The sequence below is a fragment of the Thermomonas fusca genome (assembly GCF_005862345.1).
Classification (GTDB): domain Bacteria; phylum Pseudomonadota; class Gammaproteobacteria; order Xanthomonadales; family Xanthomonadaceae; genus Thermomonas; species Thermomonas fusca.
Genome location: NZ_SROY01000005.1, coordinates 20,215 through 32,949 on the forward strand (window position 1 = coordinate 20,215; position 12,735 = coordinate 32,949).

The 12,735-nt window shown below is 69.8% G+C and carries 16 protein-coding genes; 11 read left to right on the forward strand and 5 right to left on the reverse strand.

The window, feature by feature from the left end; translation table 11 throughout:
* Positions 1-14: 14 nt before the first annotated feature.
* A complete protein-coding gene (locus E5S66_RS10935; protein WP_051247310.1) occupies positions 15-494 on the forward strand; it encodes a hypothetical protein in 480 nt (159 codons plus the stop codon).
* On the opposite strand, the gene E5S66_RS10940 is transcribed toward E5S66_RS10935, so the two are convergent.
* Complete coding sequence (locus E5S66_RS10940) at positions 460-1,896, reverse strand: NAD(P)(+) transhydrogenase (Re/Si-specific) subunit beta (RefSeq protein ID WP_138349236.1); 1,437 nt, start codon at positions 1,894-1,896, stop codon at positions 460-462. The genes E5S66_RS10935 and E5S66_RS10940 overlap by 35 nt on opposite strands.
* Positions 1,893-2,192 (reverse strand): NAD(P) transhydrogenase subunit alpha part 2, encoded by a 300-nt coding sequence (locus E5S66_RS10945; RefSeq protein WP_028840367.1) that lies wholly within the window; start codon positions 2,190-2,192, stop codon positions 1,893-1,895. The genes E5S66_RS10940 and E5S66_RS10945 overlap by 4 nt, the downstream gene beginning before the upstream one ends.
* Positions 2,193-2,331: 139 nt before the next feature.
* Here E5S66_RS10945 and E5S66_RS10950 point away from each other — a divergent pair, with 139 nt between their 5' ends.
* From E5S66_RS10950 to E5S66_RS10960, 3 genes are read left to right on the forward strand one after another with little or no spacing between them, the layout of a single operon-like run.
* Positions 2,332-2,904 (forward strand): RNA polymerase sigma factor, encoded by a 573-nt coding sequence (locus tag E5S66_RS10950; RefSeq protein ID WP_425472223.1) that lies wholly within the window; start codon positions 2,332-2,334, stop codon positions 2,902-2,904.
* Positions 2,901-3,287, forward strand: a complete 387-nt coding sequence (locus E5S66_RS10955; RefSeq protein ID WP_138349238.1) for a hypothetical protein — start codon at positions 2,901-2,903, stop codon at positions 3,285-3,287. The genes E5S66_RS10950 and E5S66_RS10955 overlap by 4 nt, the downstream gene beginning before the upstream one ends.
* A 3-nt stretch (positions 3,288-3,290) precedes the next feature.
* Complete coding sequence (locus E5S66_RS10960) at positions 3,291-3,728, forward strand: DUF3106 domain-containing protein (RefSeq protein WP_138349239.1); 438 nt, start codon at positions 3,291-3,293, stop codon at positions 3,726-3,728.
* On the opposite strand, the gene E5S66_RS10965 is transcribed toward E5S66_RS10960, so the two are convergent.
* On the reverse strand, positions 3,729-4,832 hold the full coding sequence (locus E5S66_RS10965) for an NAD(P) transhydrogenase subunit alpha (RefSeq protein ID WP_138349241.1): 1,104 nt from the start codon (positions 4,830-4,832) through the stop codon (positions 3,729-3,731).
* A gap of 71 nt (positions 4,833-4,903) precedes the next feature.
* Between E5S66_RS10965 and E5S66_RS10970 the strand changes: the two genes are divergently transcribed.
* The 3 genes from E5S66_RS10970 to E5S66_RS10980 all read left to right on the forward strand — a co-directional run bounded on the left by E5S66_RS10970 (position 4,904) and on the right by E5S66_RS10980 (position 7,039).
* Positions 4,904-5,473, forward strand: a complete 570-nt coding sequence (locus E5S66_RS10970; protein WP_138349243.1) for a nitroreductase family protein — start codon at positions 4,904-4,906, stop codon at positions 5,471-5,473.
* A gap of 6 nt (positions 5,474-5,479) precedes the next feature.
* Positions 5,480-6,367 (forward strand): 5'-3' exonuclease, encoded by an 888-nt coding sequence (locus E5S66_RS10975; protein ID WP_138349245.1) that lies wholly within the window; start codon positions 5,480-5,482, stop codon positions 6,365-6,367.
* 129 nt (positions 6,368-6,496) lie between these two features.
* Positions 6,497-7,039 carry an NUDIX hydrolase gene (locus tag E5S66_RS10980; protein WP_028840360.1) on the forward strand — a complete coding sequence of 181 codons (543 nt, stop codon included), beginning with the start codon at positions 6,497-6,499 and terminating at the stop codon, positions 7,037-7,039.
* A gap of 4 nt (positions 7,040-7,043) precedes the next feature.
* On the opposite strand, the gene pip is transcribed toward E5S66_RS10980, so the two are convergent.
* Both pip and prmC read right to left on the reverse strand, forming a co-directional pair.
* Entirely contained in the window at positions 7,044-7,991 is a 948-nt protein-coding gene (gene pip, locus E5S66_RS10985; protein ID WP_138349247.1) for a prolyl aminopeptidase, read from the reverse strand.
* Between the two features lie 73 nt (positions 7,992-8,064).
* Complete coding sequence (prmC, locus tag E5S66_RS10990; RefSeq protein WP_138349249.1) at positions 8,065-8,898, reverse strand: peptide chain release factor N(5)-glutamine methyltransferase; 834 nt, start codon at positions 8,896-8,898, stop codon at positions 8,065-8,067.
* A gap of 189 nt (positions 8,899-9,087) precedes the next feature.
* Between prmC and ahpC the strand changes: the two genes are divergently transcribed.
* The 4 genes from ahpC to oxyR all read left to right on the forward strand — a co-directional run bounded on the left by ahpC (position 9,088) and on the right by oxyR (position 12,713).
* Complete coding sequence (ahpC, locus tag E5S66_RS10995; RefSeq protein ID WP_028840357.1) at positions 9,088-9,651, forward strand: alkyl hydroperoxide reductase subunit C; 564 nt, start codon at positions 9,088-9,090, stop codon at positions 9,649-9,651.
* A gap of 156 nt (positions 9,652-9,807) precedes the next feature.
* Positions 9,808-11,388, forward strand: coding sequence for an alkyl hydroperoxide reductase subunit F (ahpF, locus tag E5S66_RS11000; protein ID WP_138349251.1), 1,581 nt, complete (start codon positions 9,808-9,810; stop codon positions 11,386-11,388).
* Between the two features lie 3 nt (positions 11,389-11,391).
* On the forward strand, positions 11,392-11,811 hold the full coding sequence (locus E5S66_RS11005) for a VOC family protein (RefSeq protein ID WP_138349253.1): 420 nt from the start codon (positions 11,392-11,394) through the stop codon (positions 11,809-11,811).
* Positions 11,808-12,713, forward strand: coding sequence for a DNA-binding transcriptional regulator OxyR (gene oxyR, locus E5S66_RS11010; RefSeq protein ID WP_138349254.1), 906 nt, complete (start codon positions 11,808-11,810; stop codon positions 12,711-12,713). The genes E5S66_RS11005 and oxyR overlap by 4 nt, the downstream gene beginning before the upstream one ends.
* Positions 12,714-12,735: the final 22 nt, after the last annotated feature.

Below are 12,735 nucleotides of genomic sequence, written 5' to 3' on the forward strand. Positions count from 1 at the left end.
GCCATCGCGATGGGATGATCGCCGACTGTTTGACCTCGATCAGCTCCCGCATGCCCGACCACGCCATCTCCGCGCGCCGCTGGTACGCCCTGCCCCTGCTGGCGCTGGGCGCGGGCGGGTTCGCCGCCGCGTGGACGCTGCTGGCGCTGCTGCTGGAACGCCAGTGCGCCTGGCTGTCCCTGCTGGCCGCCGCGGACATGGTGCTGCTGCTGAAACTGTCCGGTCTTGCGGGCGGGAAACGACGCGCCGGCTGGGCGGTGGCGACGACCGCATGCGTGATCGGCACTGCCAATTTCCTGATCACCGCTGGCGAAGTCGGGAAGAGTTTCGGCCTGCGCCCATGGGAATCGGCGCTGCAGTTGGGGCCGGGCTATGCCTGGCTGCTCACGCGCCTGGCCAACAGCGACTTCGACCTGCTGCTGTACGCCGCCAGCCTGCTGCTGGCGGCGTGGCTGGGCCTCAGTGCCCGCCGTCCAGCGCCTTCAGCTCGCTGACCAGCGCGCTCGCCATCTCGCTGCCGTCGCCGTACAGCATGCGGGTGTTGTCGGCGTAGAACAGCGCGTTCTCGATGCCGGCAAACCCGGTGCCCTTGCCGCGCTTGATGACGATGGTGTTCTTCGAATTGACCACGTCGAGGATCGGCATGCCGTAGATCGGGCTGGCCGGGTCGGTCTTGGCCACCGGGTTGACCACGTCGTTGGCGCCGATCACCAGGCTGACGTCGGTATTGGCGAACTCCGGGTTGATGTCGTCCATGTCGGCGATCAGGTCGTAGGGCACGCCGGCCTCGGCCAGCAGCACGTTCATGTGCCCGGGCATGCGCCCGGCGACCGGGTGGATGGCGAATTTCACCTTCACCCCGCGCTCCTGCAGGCGCTGGGTCAGCTCCCAGATCTTGTGCTGCGCCTGCGCCACCGCCAGACCGTAGCCGGGCACGATCACCACGCGCTCGGCGTAGGCCATCATCGCGACCACGTCGGCGGCCTCGATCGGCTTCATCGCGCCGCCGATGGCCTGCATCTGCGCGCCGCCACCGCCGAAATCGGAGAACAGCACACTGCCGATCTTGCGGTTCATCGCCTTCGCCATCAGCCGCGTGAGCAGCATGCCGGCCGCGCCTACCATGGTGCCGGCGATGATCAGCGCCTCGTTGCCCAGCACGTAGCCTTCGAACGCCACCGCCAGGCCGGTGAAGGCGTTGTACAGCGAGATCACCACCGGCATGTCGGCGCCGCCGATGGGCAGCGTCATCAGCACGCCGAGGGCGAGGGCCAGCACGAAGAAGGCGACGATCCACGGCATCGCCAGCGTAACCAGCGCCATCACCCCACAGACCACCGCCGCCAGCGCGACCAGCGCATTGAAGTACTGCTGGCCGGGGAAGGTGTAGCGCTTGTCCATGCGCCCGTCGAGCTTGGCCCAGGCGATGATCGAACCCGTCAGCGACACCGCGCCGATCAGCGCGCCGACCACCGCCAGCGGCAGGCCGACGTTGAATTGCGTGGTGGTGACGCCATTGGTGGTCGTCATCACGAAGCCGACCACCTGATGCGCGCCCGGCTGCGCGGCCAGCCTGACCAGCTCCACCGCGCCGATCGCGGCCGCGGACCCGCCGCCCATGCCGTTGAACAGCGCCACCATCTGCGGCATGTCGGTGAGCGCCACCTTGCGGCCCCAGACCCAGTTCAGGCCGACGCCGATCACGATTGCCGCGATCATCAGTCCGATGTTGTGCAGTCCCGGCAGGAAGAAGGTGGCGACGGTCGCGATCAGCATGCCCGCGCCGGCCCACTGGATGCCGCTGCGCGCGGTCTTCGGGCTGGCCATGCGCTGCAGGCCCAGCAGGAACAGGGTGGCGGCGACGAAATAACTCAGCTTCACCAGCAGCTCGGTCATGCCGCGCCCCCGGGCTTCTTCGAGGCCTTGAACATCTCCAGCATCCGCTCGGTCACCACGTAGCCGCCGGCGGCGTTGCCCGCACCCAGCAGCACCGCGACGAAGCCCAATGCCTGCTCCAGCGGAGTGTTCGCCTCGCCCAGCACCACCATCGCGCCGATCAGGACGATGCCGTGGATGAAATTGGAACCCGACATCAGCGGCGTGTGCAGGATCACCGGCACCCGCGAGATGATGACGTGGCCGGCGATCGCCGCCAGCATGAAGATGTACAGCGCCACGAACCCGTCGCCCACGATGCCGCTCCCCGGTTGCCTGTCCGCATCATAAACACGGCTTGCGGCGACGCGCCATGTCAACCGCGGCCGGGCCCGTGCGTTTTCCAGCGCATGGCCGGCGCAATCCCGCGCCGCCCCAGCCACCTGGGCCACCATGCTGCTGCTCGCCACCGCTAAGCTTGGACCGGTGAACGCCGAAGTCCCGCCGCCCCAGCCCGAGCCGGTCACGCTGGAGACATTCCTGCGCGGCATCGACGCGCGCGCCTTCCGCTTCGCCGAGCTGGGCCTGCGCCATCGCGAGGACGCGCTGGACGCGGTGCAGGACGCGATGCTGAAGATGCTGGCCTACCGCGACCGGCCGGCGTCGGAATGGAGCCCGTTGTTCTGGAGCATCCTGCGCAACCGCATGGTGGACATGCAGCGCCGCGGCCTGCTGCGGCTGCGCTGGCTGCTGCCCGGCAGCACCGACAGGGACGGCGAAACGCTGGACTGGGCGGACGATGCGCCAGATCCCTCGCGCAGCCATGACGGCCGCGAAGCGTGGGAACACATCGGCGCCGCCCTGCGCAGGCTGCCGGCGCGCCAGCGCGAGGCGTTCACCCTGCGCGTGCTGGAGGAACTGGACGTGGCCGACACCGCGCGCGTGATGGACTGCAGCGAAGGCTCGGTAAAGACGCACCTGTCGCGCGCGCGCGTGGCGCTGCAGAAGCAACTGGAGGATTTCCGATGAACACCCACCCGACCGACCGACTGCCGATGGATGCAGGCGCCGACGCCCGCTTCGACGCCGCCATTCGCACCCGCCACGCCACCGCGCTGGCGCAGCTGTCGCCGCAGGTGCGCGCACAGCTGGCACAGCGCCGGGTCGCCGCGCTGCGCGGCGAGCAAGCGGGCGCGCGCCGGCACCGGCTGCGCTTTGCCGTGGCCGGCTTCGCCGCGTTGTCCGCGCTGGCGCTGGGCGTGCGCCTGTACCCGCAGGAAGCGCCGCCCGCGGCCGCGCCGGCATCGACGCAGCTTGCAAACAGCACCGGCGGCAGCCTGCCGCTGGACGAAGATCCCGATTTCTATGCCTGGCTGGGTTCGGCGGAAGCCCCCCGGCTGGCGATGGAGTAAGCCATGCACCGCCACTTCGCCCCGCTGTTCCTGCTCGCCATGCTTGCGCTGGCCCCCATCACCGCACTCGCGCAGGACACCAAGACCGATGCCATGCCGGCGTGGGATCAGCTCACCCCCGCCCAGCGCGAGCTGCTGATCGCACCTGTGCGCGACCGCTGGAACCGCGAGCCGGAAAAGCGCGAACGCTTCATGGCCTACGCCGAGCGCTGGAAGGCGATGCCGCAGCCGCAGCGCGAGCGCGCCCGCCACGGCATGCAGCGCTGGGAAGGGATGACGCCGGAGGCGCGCGAGCAGGCGCGCGCGGTGTTCCACGTCGTGCGCGGCCTGGACAAACACGCGCGTGGCGAGTTCATGGAGAAGTGGCGGCAGATGACGCCGCAGCAGCGCACCGATTGGGTGAAGACACACCCGGCGCCGGAGCGCCGTGACGGCGACTGATCAGCTGGCCGACGCCGCCCGCTCGGGCCAGACCGTCTTCGCCAGCAGCTCGTCATTCCAGTCGAACGCCAGCGCGCCGTCCTTGAGCAGCAGGCTGACGAAATTGAACACGTTGCGGGCGAACATCTCGCTGGCGTGCTGGGCACCCATCGAGGCCAGATCCAGCGGGCCGGCGATGGTGACGCCGCCGCTCTCCACATTTTCGCCGGGCCTGGTCAGCTCGCAGTTGCCGCCGGTTTCCGCGGCCAGGTCCACGATCACGCTACCCGGCTTCATCCCCGCCACCATCGCCGCCGACACGATCTTCGGCGCCGGCCGCCCCGGCACCGCGGCGGTGCACACCACCACGTCGATGTTCTTCAAGTGTTCGGCCAGCCGGCGCTGCTGCTCGGTGCGCTCCTCATCGGTCAGCGCACGCGCATAGCCGCCCTCGCCCGCGGCGCTGACGCCGAGGTCGAGGAACTTGCCGCCCAGCGACTCGATCTGCTCGCGGGTTTCCGGCCTGACGTCGAAGCCCTCCACCTGCGCGCCGAGGCGCTTGGCAGTGGCGATCGCCTGCAGCCCGGCCACGCCGGCGCCGACGATCAGCACCTTCGACGGACGGATGGTGCCGGCCGCGGTGGTCAGCATCGGGAAGAACCGCGGGGCCAGCTGGGCGGCGATCAGCACCGCCTTGTAGCCGGCCATGCCGGCCTGCGAGCTGAGCACATCCATCGCCTGTGCACGGGTGGTGCGCGGCAGCCGCTCCAGCGGGAAGGCGACGATCCCGCGCGCGCGCAGCGCTTCGCCGCGCTCCGGGTCGGCCTGCGGATGCAGGCTGCCCACCAGCACCGCGCCCTGCTTCAGCCCGGCGATGGCCGCATTCGATGGCGGCTGCACGCAGGCCACCAGATCGGCGTCGGCAGTGGCGTCTTCCGCCAGCTGCGCACCGGCGGCGACATAGGCCGCGTCGGGAAAGAACGCGCCAACGCCAATCCCCGGCTGTACCCGCACGGTGGCGCCGGCCGCCACCAGTTTCTTGCAGGTTTCCGGACTCAGCGCCACCCGGCGCTCGCCCGCCGCCGTTTCCCGCGCCACGCCCACGATTACCGCCGTCGCCGCCATCGCCCGCTCCGCGTCAGATTGGATTCCGCATCCTACCGTTACCATGGCCCTCCCCCGCAAGCTGGCCCGCCATGCTGACTCTGGATGCCCTCGACAGCCGTCGCTCCACGCCCACCCGCCAGCTGTGCGAGCCCGGCCCCGACGAGGCCCAGCTGCTGCGCATGCTGCGGACCGCGGTGCGCGTGCCCGACCACGGCAAGCGGGTGCCGTTCCGGTTCCTGCGCATTGCCGGCAGCGCACGCACCGCGCTGGCCGACGCCGCCGCGGCACGCCTGCTGGTCCGCGAGCCGGAGGCAGGCGACGCGGTGGTGGAGAAATTGCGTACCCGCTTCACCCTGCCGCCGGTCACGGTGGCGGTGATCGCGCGGCTGGGCGAAGACGCCCAGATCCCCGTTTCCGAGCGCTTTTCCACGGTCTCGTGCGTCTGCCTGCTGCTGCTGCAGGCCGCGCAGGCCGAGGGCTATGGCGCGCAGTGGCTGACCGGCTGGCCGGCCTACGACCGCGAGTTCCTGGAAACCACGCTGGGGCTTTCGGCCGATGAACAGCTGGTGGGCACGATCGCGATTGGCACGCCCGCGATCGAGGCGCCCGAGCGCGACCGGCCCGACCCGGCGGCGCTGCTGCGCGATTGGCATCGGTAGGTCGCCATGCCGCAGCCCACGCTCCACCTCGTCGACGCCTCGTTGTACGTGTTCCGCGCCTGGCATTCGATGCCGGACGAGTTCCACGACGCCGACGGCTGGCCGACCAACGCAGTGCACGGCTTCGCCCGCTTCCTGCTGGAACTGCTGGAGCGCGAGCGCCCCGGCCACGTCGTCGTGGCGTTCGACGAGGCACTGGATTCGTGCTTCCGCAACGCGATCTACCCCGCCTACAAGGCCAACCGCGATCCGGCGCCTCCGGAGCTGCGCCGCCAGTTCGCCTGGTGCAAGGCGCTGTGCCAGTCGCTGGGCCTGGCCACGCTGGCGCACGCCGACTACGAGGCAGATGACCTCATCGGCAGCGCCGTGCACCGCGCGCGCGCGCAGGGTTTCCGCAGCGTGATCGTTTCCGCCGACAAGGACCTGTCGCAGCTGCTGCACGATTTTGATGAGCAGTACGACTTCGCCAAGGGCCAGCGCTGGGGCGCGGACGGGGTGAAGGCGCGGCACGGCGTGCACGCGCACCAGATCGCCGACTATCTGGCGCTGACCGGCGACGCGGTGGACAACATCCCCGGCGTCACCGGCATCGGCCCGAAATCGGCGGCGGTGCTGCTGGCGCATTTCCAGTCGCTGGACGCGCTGCTGGAACGCATCGACGAGGTGCCGTTCCTGCGCCTGCGCGGCGCCGCCACGCTGGCCACGCGCCTGCGCGAGCAGCGCGAGCACGCCCTGCTGTGGCGGCAGCTGACCACCATCGCGCTGGACGCGCCGCTGCCGGAGCACGGCTTCGCGCGGGGCCGCGGCGATGCCGACGAGCTGGCCGCGCTGGCCGACTGGGTGAAGTTCGGGCCGATGACGCGCAAGCGGCTGATCGACGCGGCCGGCCTGTAGCGCCGCGTTCGGCGCAGCGTGTGCTGCGGTTTGCTTCTGCCTTTCACTCGCACCCCCATCCGTTTCCGAGCACCGGGCGCTGCCACGGTGCGAATGAAGACAGTCACCCGCCTGCGTTAGCATCGGCGGATGAGCAACCTCAAACAGACCCTCTACGAAGGCCAGTGGCTGCGGCTGGTGCGGATTGGCCACTGGGAATCCTGCGAGCGCACGCATGCGCAGGGCATGGCGGTGATCGTGATCGCGGTGACGCCGGCCGACGAGGTGCTTTTCGTCGAACAGTTCCGCATCCCGCTGGGCGCGCGCACCATCGAGATGCCGGCCGGGCTGGTCGGCGACGACCACGCGGAAGACACCCTGGTGGATGCCGCGCGGCGTGAGCTGATCGAAGAAACCGGCTGGTCGCCGGGCCGCGTGGACGTGCTGCTGACCGGCCCCACCAGCTCCGGCATGAGCAACGAACGCATCGCCTTCGTGCGCGCCCGCGAGCTGGTGAAGGTGGGCGATGGCGGTGGCGTGGACGACGAGAACATCATCGTCCACGCGGTGCCGCGGAACGAGGCGCCGGCGTGGCTGATGCGCAAGCGCGCCGAGGGTTACGAACTCGACCTCAAGCTGTGGGCCGGGCTGTGGATGATCGACCACAACCCGGACGGCAGCCCGGCGGACTGAAGGCTCAGGCGCCAGCGTAGCGGTCGGTCGCTTCCACCAGCGCCGAAGTGTTCTCGGCCTCGAACGCGGAGTGGCCGGAGCCCGGGCTTACGACGAGTTCCGACTTCGGCCAGGCCTTGTGCAGGTCGAACGCGTTCTGGATCGGGCAGACCACGTCGTAGCGACCGTGCACGATCACGCCGGGGATGTCGGCGATCCTGTGGACGTCGCGCAGCAGCTGGTCTTCCACTTCGAAGAAGCCGCCGTTGACGAAATAGTGGTTCTCGATCCGCGCGAACGCCAGCGCGAATTCGGCGTCGCCGTGGGTATCGGCGTAGTCGGCCGGGATCTGCAGGTAGCTGGTGCCGCCTTCCCAGATCGCCCACGCGCGCGCCGCCGCCAGCCGCAGCTGCGCGTCGTCGGACGTGAGTCGACGGTGGAAGGCCGAGATCAGGTCGTGGCGCTCGACCGGCGGAATGGCGTCGATGTAGTGCTGCCACGCATCCGGGAACAGCCGCGAGGCGCCCTCCTGGTAGAACCATTCCAGTTCCCAGCGCCGCAGCATGAAGATGCCGCGCAGGACCAGTTCGGTGACGCGCTGCGGATGGGCCTGCGCATAGGCCAGCGCGAGGGTCGAGCCCCAGCTGCCGCCGAACACCTGCCAGCGCTCGATGCCCAGCCGCTCGCGCAGCTTCTCGATGTCGGCAACGAGATCACCGGTGGTGTTGTCGACCAGGTCGGCGTGCGGCGTGCTGCGGCCGGCACCGCGCTGGTCGAACAGCACGATGCGGTACTTCGCCGGGTCGTGGAAGCGGCGCATGTTGTCGCTGCAGCCGGCACCCGGGCCACCGTGCAGCAGGACCACCGGCTTGCCGTTCGGGTTGCCGCACTGCTCCCAGTACAGGGTGTGGCGGTCGTCGACCCGCAGGGTGCCGGTCTCGTAGGGGGCGATCTCGGGATACAGCGTGCGCATGGCGGAAATCCGTGCGGTGTGGGGGCGCACATTGTAGTGCGGCGCCCGCACCGCAGCCCCGCGCAGGCCTGCGCTACGAGCGACGCCCGAGGGTGATGCGGTCGCGGTGCTCGAGGTCGCGCGCGGTGGCGACATCGACGAAACCCGCCTCGACCAGCAGCGCGCGCACCGCGTCGCCCTGGTCCCAGCCGTGTTCCAGCAACAGCCAACCACCGGGCTGCAGGCAGGCCGGTGCATCACGCACGATGATGCGGATTGCATCCAGCCCGTCCAGCCCGCAGGACAGCGCCATCGCGGGCTCGAAGCGCAGGTCGCCCTGCGAGAGGTGCGGGTCGCCATCGGCGATATAGGGCGGGTTGCTGGCGATCAGGTCGAAACCTTCGCCCTCCAACGGCTGCAGCCAGCTGCCCAGGCGGAATGCCACGTTGCCGATGCGGTTGCGCACCGCGTTGCCGCGGGCCACCTCCAGCGCCTCGGGGCTGGCGTCGGTGGCCACCACCTGCGCCCGGGGCCGCTCGCTGGCGAGGGCCAGCGCGATCGCGCCGGTGCCGGTGCCGAGGTCGGCCACCCGCACGGGCGCATCGGCGGGCAGCCGCGCCAGCGCCAGCTCCACCAGCAGCTCGGTTTCCGGGCGCGGCACCAGCGTGGCGGGGCTGACCGCCAGATCCAGCGTCCAGAATCCGCGCGAGCCGGTCAGGTAGGCCACCGGCTCGCCGGCCGCGCGGCGCGCCAGCAGCTCGTCGAAGCGCGCCGCGTCCACCTCGCCCAGCACGTCGTCGGCATGCGCGAACAGCCAGCTGCGCGGCCGGTCCAGCGCATGCGCCAGCAGCAGCGCGGCATCGGCGGGATCGATCAGGTCGCGGGCGCGGGCCAGCAGGCGCGCAGCGGTGGGAGCATCGGCGGTCATCGGCAGATGGTAGCCAGCGCCGGCATTGACGCCAAAGAAAGGCGCCGCCGCGCAGCATGGCTGAGCCACACATCAATAGCTAATATCTATCAATTGAATGGCAATAATCAATTTCCAATATTGATTGCCGCCGCCTATGCTGGCCCCCGTTGCAGAGCATTCCACCCCAACCACCCGAGGAGCACATCCATGTCCCTGATCAATACCCAGGTCCAGCCGTTCAAGGCCAATGCGTACAAGAACGGCCAGTTCATCGAAGTGACCGAGAAGGATCTGCAGGGCAAGTGGTCGGTCCTGATCTTCATGCCGGCCGCCTTCACCTTCAACTGCCCGACCGAGATCGAAGACGCCGCCGAGCATTACGAAGAGTTCCAGAAGGCCGGTGCCGAGGTCTACATCGTCACCACCGATACCCACTTCAGCCACAAGGTTTGGCACGAAACCTCGCCGGCCGTCGGCAAGGCCAAGTTCCCGCTGGTGGGCGACCCCACCCACGCGCTGACCAACGCCTTCGGCGTGCACATCCCGGAAGAGGGCCTGGCCCTGCGTGGCACCTTCGTGATCGACCCGAGCGGCACCATCAAGACGATGGAGATCCACGACAACGCCATCGCCCGCGACGTCAGCGAAACCGTGCGCAAGCTCAAGGCCGCCCAGTTCGTCGCCAGCCATCCGAACGAGGTCTGCCCGGCCAAGTGGAAGGAAGGCGCCAAGACCATCACCCCGTCGCTGGATCTGGTCGGCAAGATCTGACCCCGGCACGCGCGCCCTCTTCCGCAAGGGAGAGGGTTGCGCGAAACCGATGCCACGCGCCGGTTTCGCGCAACCCTTTCGTCGCCCGTCCGCGCGCGCAATCCCGCGCGCATCGGCAACGCCTACCCGAATCCCGAACCCCCGCAGGAGACAGCCATGTTGGATGCCGCCCTCAAGACCCAGCTCGCCGCCTATCTGGAAAAGCTGCAGCAGCCGATCGAACTGGTCGCCTCGCTGGATGATTCCGAGGCCGCGCGCGAACTCGACGAACTGCTGGGCGAAATCGCCGCGCTGTCGCCGAAGATCACCCGCGCCCGTGGCGACGACTCACGCAAGCCGTCGTTCCTGATCCGCCGCGCCGGCAGCGACGTGCAGGTCGGCTTCGCCGCGATCCCGCTGGGCCACGAGTTCACTTCGCTGGTACTTGCGCTGCTGCAGGTCGGCGGGCACCCGGTGAAGATCGACGACGCGCTGGCCGAGCAGGTGCGCAACCTGCCGGGCGACTACGCCTTCGAAACCTACATGTCGCTGCACTGCCAGAGCTGCCCCGACACGGTGCAGGCGCTGAACGCGATGAGCGTGCTCAATCCGCGCATCCGCCACGTGGCCATCGACGGCGCGCTGTTCCAGGCCGAGGTCGAGGCCAAGCAGATCCTGTCGGTGCCCACGATCTACATGAACGGCGAAGAGTTCGACGCCGGCCGCATGAGCATCGAACAGGTGCTGGCCAAACTCGACACCGGCGCCGCGGCGCGCGCCGCGGAAGCGCTGAAGGAGCGCGAACCGTACGAAGTGCTGATCGTGGGTGGCGGCCCGGCCGGCGCGGCGGCGGCGATCTACGCCGCGCGCAAGGGCATCCGCACCGGGCTGGTGGCGGAGCGCTTCGGCGGCCAGGTGCTGGACACCATGTCGATCGAGAACTTCCCGTCGGTGGAGTACACCGAAGGGCCGAAACTGGCGGCCTCGCTGGAGGCACACGTGCGCAGCTACGGCGTCGACATCATCACCGCGCAGCGCGCCAAGGCGCTGCACCCGGCCGGCGCGACCGGTGACATGGCGGGCGTGGAGCTGGAGAGCGGTGCCACCCTGCGTGCGCGCACCGTCATCCTTGCCCCGGGTGCACGCTGGCGGCAGACCGGCGTGCCCGGCGAAGCCGACTACCGCACCAAGGGCGTGACCTACTGCCCGCACTGCGACGGCCCGCTGTTCAAGGGCAAGAAGGTGGCGGTGATCGGCGGCGGCAACTCCGGCATCGAGGCAGCCATCGACCTCGCCGGCGTGGTCGAGCACGTCACCGTGCTGGAGTTCGACGGCAAGCTGCGCGCCGATGACGTGCTGCAGCGCAAGCTGGCAAGCCTGCCCAATACCGCCGTGCACCTCAACGCGCAGACCACCGAGATGATCGGTGATGGCGGCAAGCTGACCGGCCTGCGTTTCAGCGACCGCACCAATGGCCAGGTGAGCGACCTGGAGCTGGCGGGGGTGTTCGTGCAGATCGGCCTGCTGCCCAATACCGAATGGCTGAAGGGCGCGGTCGAGCTGAGCCCGCGCGGCGAGATCGTGATCGACGACCGCGGCCAGACCAGCGCGCCGGGCGTGTTCGCCGCCGGCGACGCCACCACCGAGCCCTTCAAGCAGATCGTGGTGGCGATGGGCGGCGGTTCCACCGCGGCGCTGTCCGCGTTCGACTTCCTGATCCGCCACTCGGCCCCGGCGGCCGAGGCGAAGGCGGCCTGAACGATGGCCACCCGGCCGTTCGACCTGCAGCGCCTCGACCACGTGGTGCTGAGGGTGCGCGATCTCGACCGCAGCGAAGCGTTCTATCGCGCGCTGCTGGGCTGCGAGGTGGTGCGGCGTCGCGACGATCTCGGCCTGCGCCACCTGCGCGCCGGCGCATCGATGATCGACCTGGTCGCGGTGGACGGGAAGCTGGGCCTGCGAGGCGGCGCGGCGGCGGGCGCGGAAGGCCGCAACCTCGACCACCTGTGCCTGCGCATCGAGCCGTTTGACGAGGCCGCCATCGTCGCCCATCTTGCCCGGCATGGCGTTGCGCCGCACGGACCCGCGGCTACCAACTTCGGCGCGGAAGGCAATGGCCTTTCGCTCTATTTCGACGATCCCGACGGCAACACCGTCGAACTCAAGGGCCCCTCCGCTTGAACCTGCGCGATCTCCGTTACCTCGTCGCCCTCGCCGACCTGCGCCACTTCGGCCGCGCCGCGGACGCCTGCTTCGTCAGCCAGCCCACGCTGTCCACCCAGATCCGCAAACTGGAGGAGGAGCTGGGCGTGGTGCTGATCGAACGCGCTCCGCGCAAGGTCATGCTGACCGCGGCCGGACAGGATGCGGTGCAGCGCGCGCGCCGGATCGTGGCGGAAGTGGACGAGCTGAAGGAGTCGGCGCGGCGCAGCCGCGACCCCACCTCCGGCGCGCTGCGGCTGGGCGTGTTCCCCACCCTCGGCCCCTACCTGCTGCCGCACGTGGTGCCGCAGCTGCGCGAGCGCTTCCCGCAGCTGGAGTTGCTGCTGACCGAGGAAAAAAGCGACGTGCTGCTGGCGCGCCTGCGCGAAGGCAAGCTGGACGCGGCGCTGCTGGCGCTGCCGGTCCACGACGAGCAGCTGCATGCGCAGTTCCTGTTCGAGGAGCCATTCCTGCTGGCCACGCCGCAGCAGCATCCGCTGGCGCAGGCCAAGGGACTGCGCGTCGATGCGCTGGGCGATGAAACCCTGCTGCTGCTGGAAGACGGCCACTGCCTGCGCGACCAGGCGCTGGACGTGTGCCGGCTGTCCGGCGCGCAGGAGAAGACCGGCTTCCGCGCCACCAGCCTGGAGACGCTGCGGCAGATGGTGGCTGCCGGCGTCGGCGTGACCCTGCTGCCGGCGCTGTCGGTGCACGACCCGATCGTGCAGCCGGCCGGCATCCGCCTGGTGCGTTTCGCCGAGCCGGCGCCCAGCCGCCGCATCGCGCTGGTCTGGCGCAAGTCATCGGCGCTGGACGGCTTCCTGCAGCAGCTCGCCGAGGTGATCGGCACGCAGGCGCGGGCACAATTGGCGCAGGACTGAGGGCGGCGACAGCCGCGACGAC

Excerpts from the sequence above, each read along its gene's own strand:
- E5S66_RS10935 (WP_051247310.1), top strand. The coding sequence starts at position 15 with ATGATCGCCGACTGTTTGACCTCGATCAGCTCCCGCATGCCCGACCAC.
- E5S66_RS10940 (WP_138349236.1), bottom strand. The coding sequence starts at position 1,896 with ATGACCGAGCTGCTGGTGAAGCTGAGTTATTTCGTCGCCGCCACCCTG.
- E5S66_RS10955 (WP_138349238.1), top strand. The coding sequence starts at position 2,901 with ATGAACACCCACCCGACCGACCGACTGCCGATGGATGCAGGCGCCGAC.
- E5S66_RS10960 (WP_138349239.1), top strand. The coding sequence starts at position 3,291 with ATGCACCGCCACTTCGCCCCGCTGTTCCTGCTCGCCATGCTTGCGCTG.
- E5S66_RS10965 (WP_138349241.1), bottom strand. The coding sequence starts at position 4,832 with ATGGCGGCGACGGCGGTAATCGTGGGCGTGGCGCGGGAAACGGCGGCG.
- E5S66_RS10970 (WP_138349243.1), top strand. The coding sequence starts at position 4,904 with ATGCTGACTCTGGATGCCCTCGACAGCCGTCGCTCCACGCCCACCCGC.
- E5S66_RS10975 (WP_138349245.1), top strand. The coding sequence starts at position 5,480 with ATGCCGCAGCCCACGCTCCACCTCGTCGACGCCTCGTTGTACGTGTTC.
- E5S66_RS10980 (WP_028840360.1), top strand. The coding sequence starts at position 6,497 with ATGAGCAACCTCAAACAGACCCTCTACGAAGGCCAGTGGCTGCGGCTG.
- pip (WP_138349247.1), bottom strand. The coding sequence starts at position 7,991 with ATGCGCACGCTGTATCCCGAGATCGCCCCCTACGAGACCGGCACCCTG.
- prmC (WP_138349249.1), bottom strand. The coding sequence starts at position 8,898 with ATGACCGCCGATGCTCCCACCGCTGCGCGCCTGCTGGCCCGCGCCCGC.
- ahpC (WP_028840357.1), top strand. The coding sequence starts at position 9,088 with ATGTCCCTGATCAATACCCAGGTCCAGCCGTTCAAGGCCAATGCGTAC.
- ahpF (WP_138349251.1), top strand. The coding sequence starts at position 9,808 with ATGTTGGATGCCGCCCTCAAGACCCAGCTCGCCGCCTATCTGGAAAAG.
- E5S66_RS11005 (WP_138349253.1), top strand. The coding sequence starts at position 11,392 with ATGGCCACCCGGCCGTTCGACCTGCAGCGCCTCGACCACGTGGTGCTG.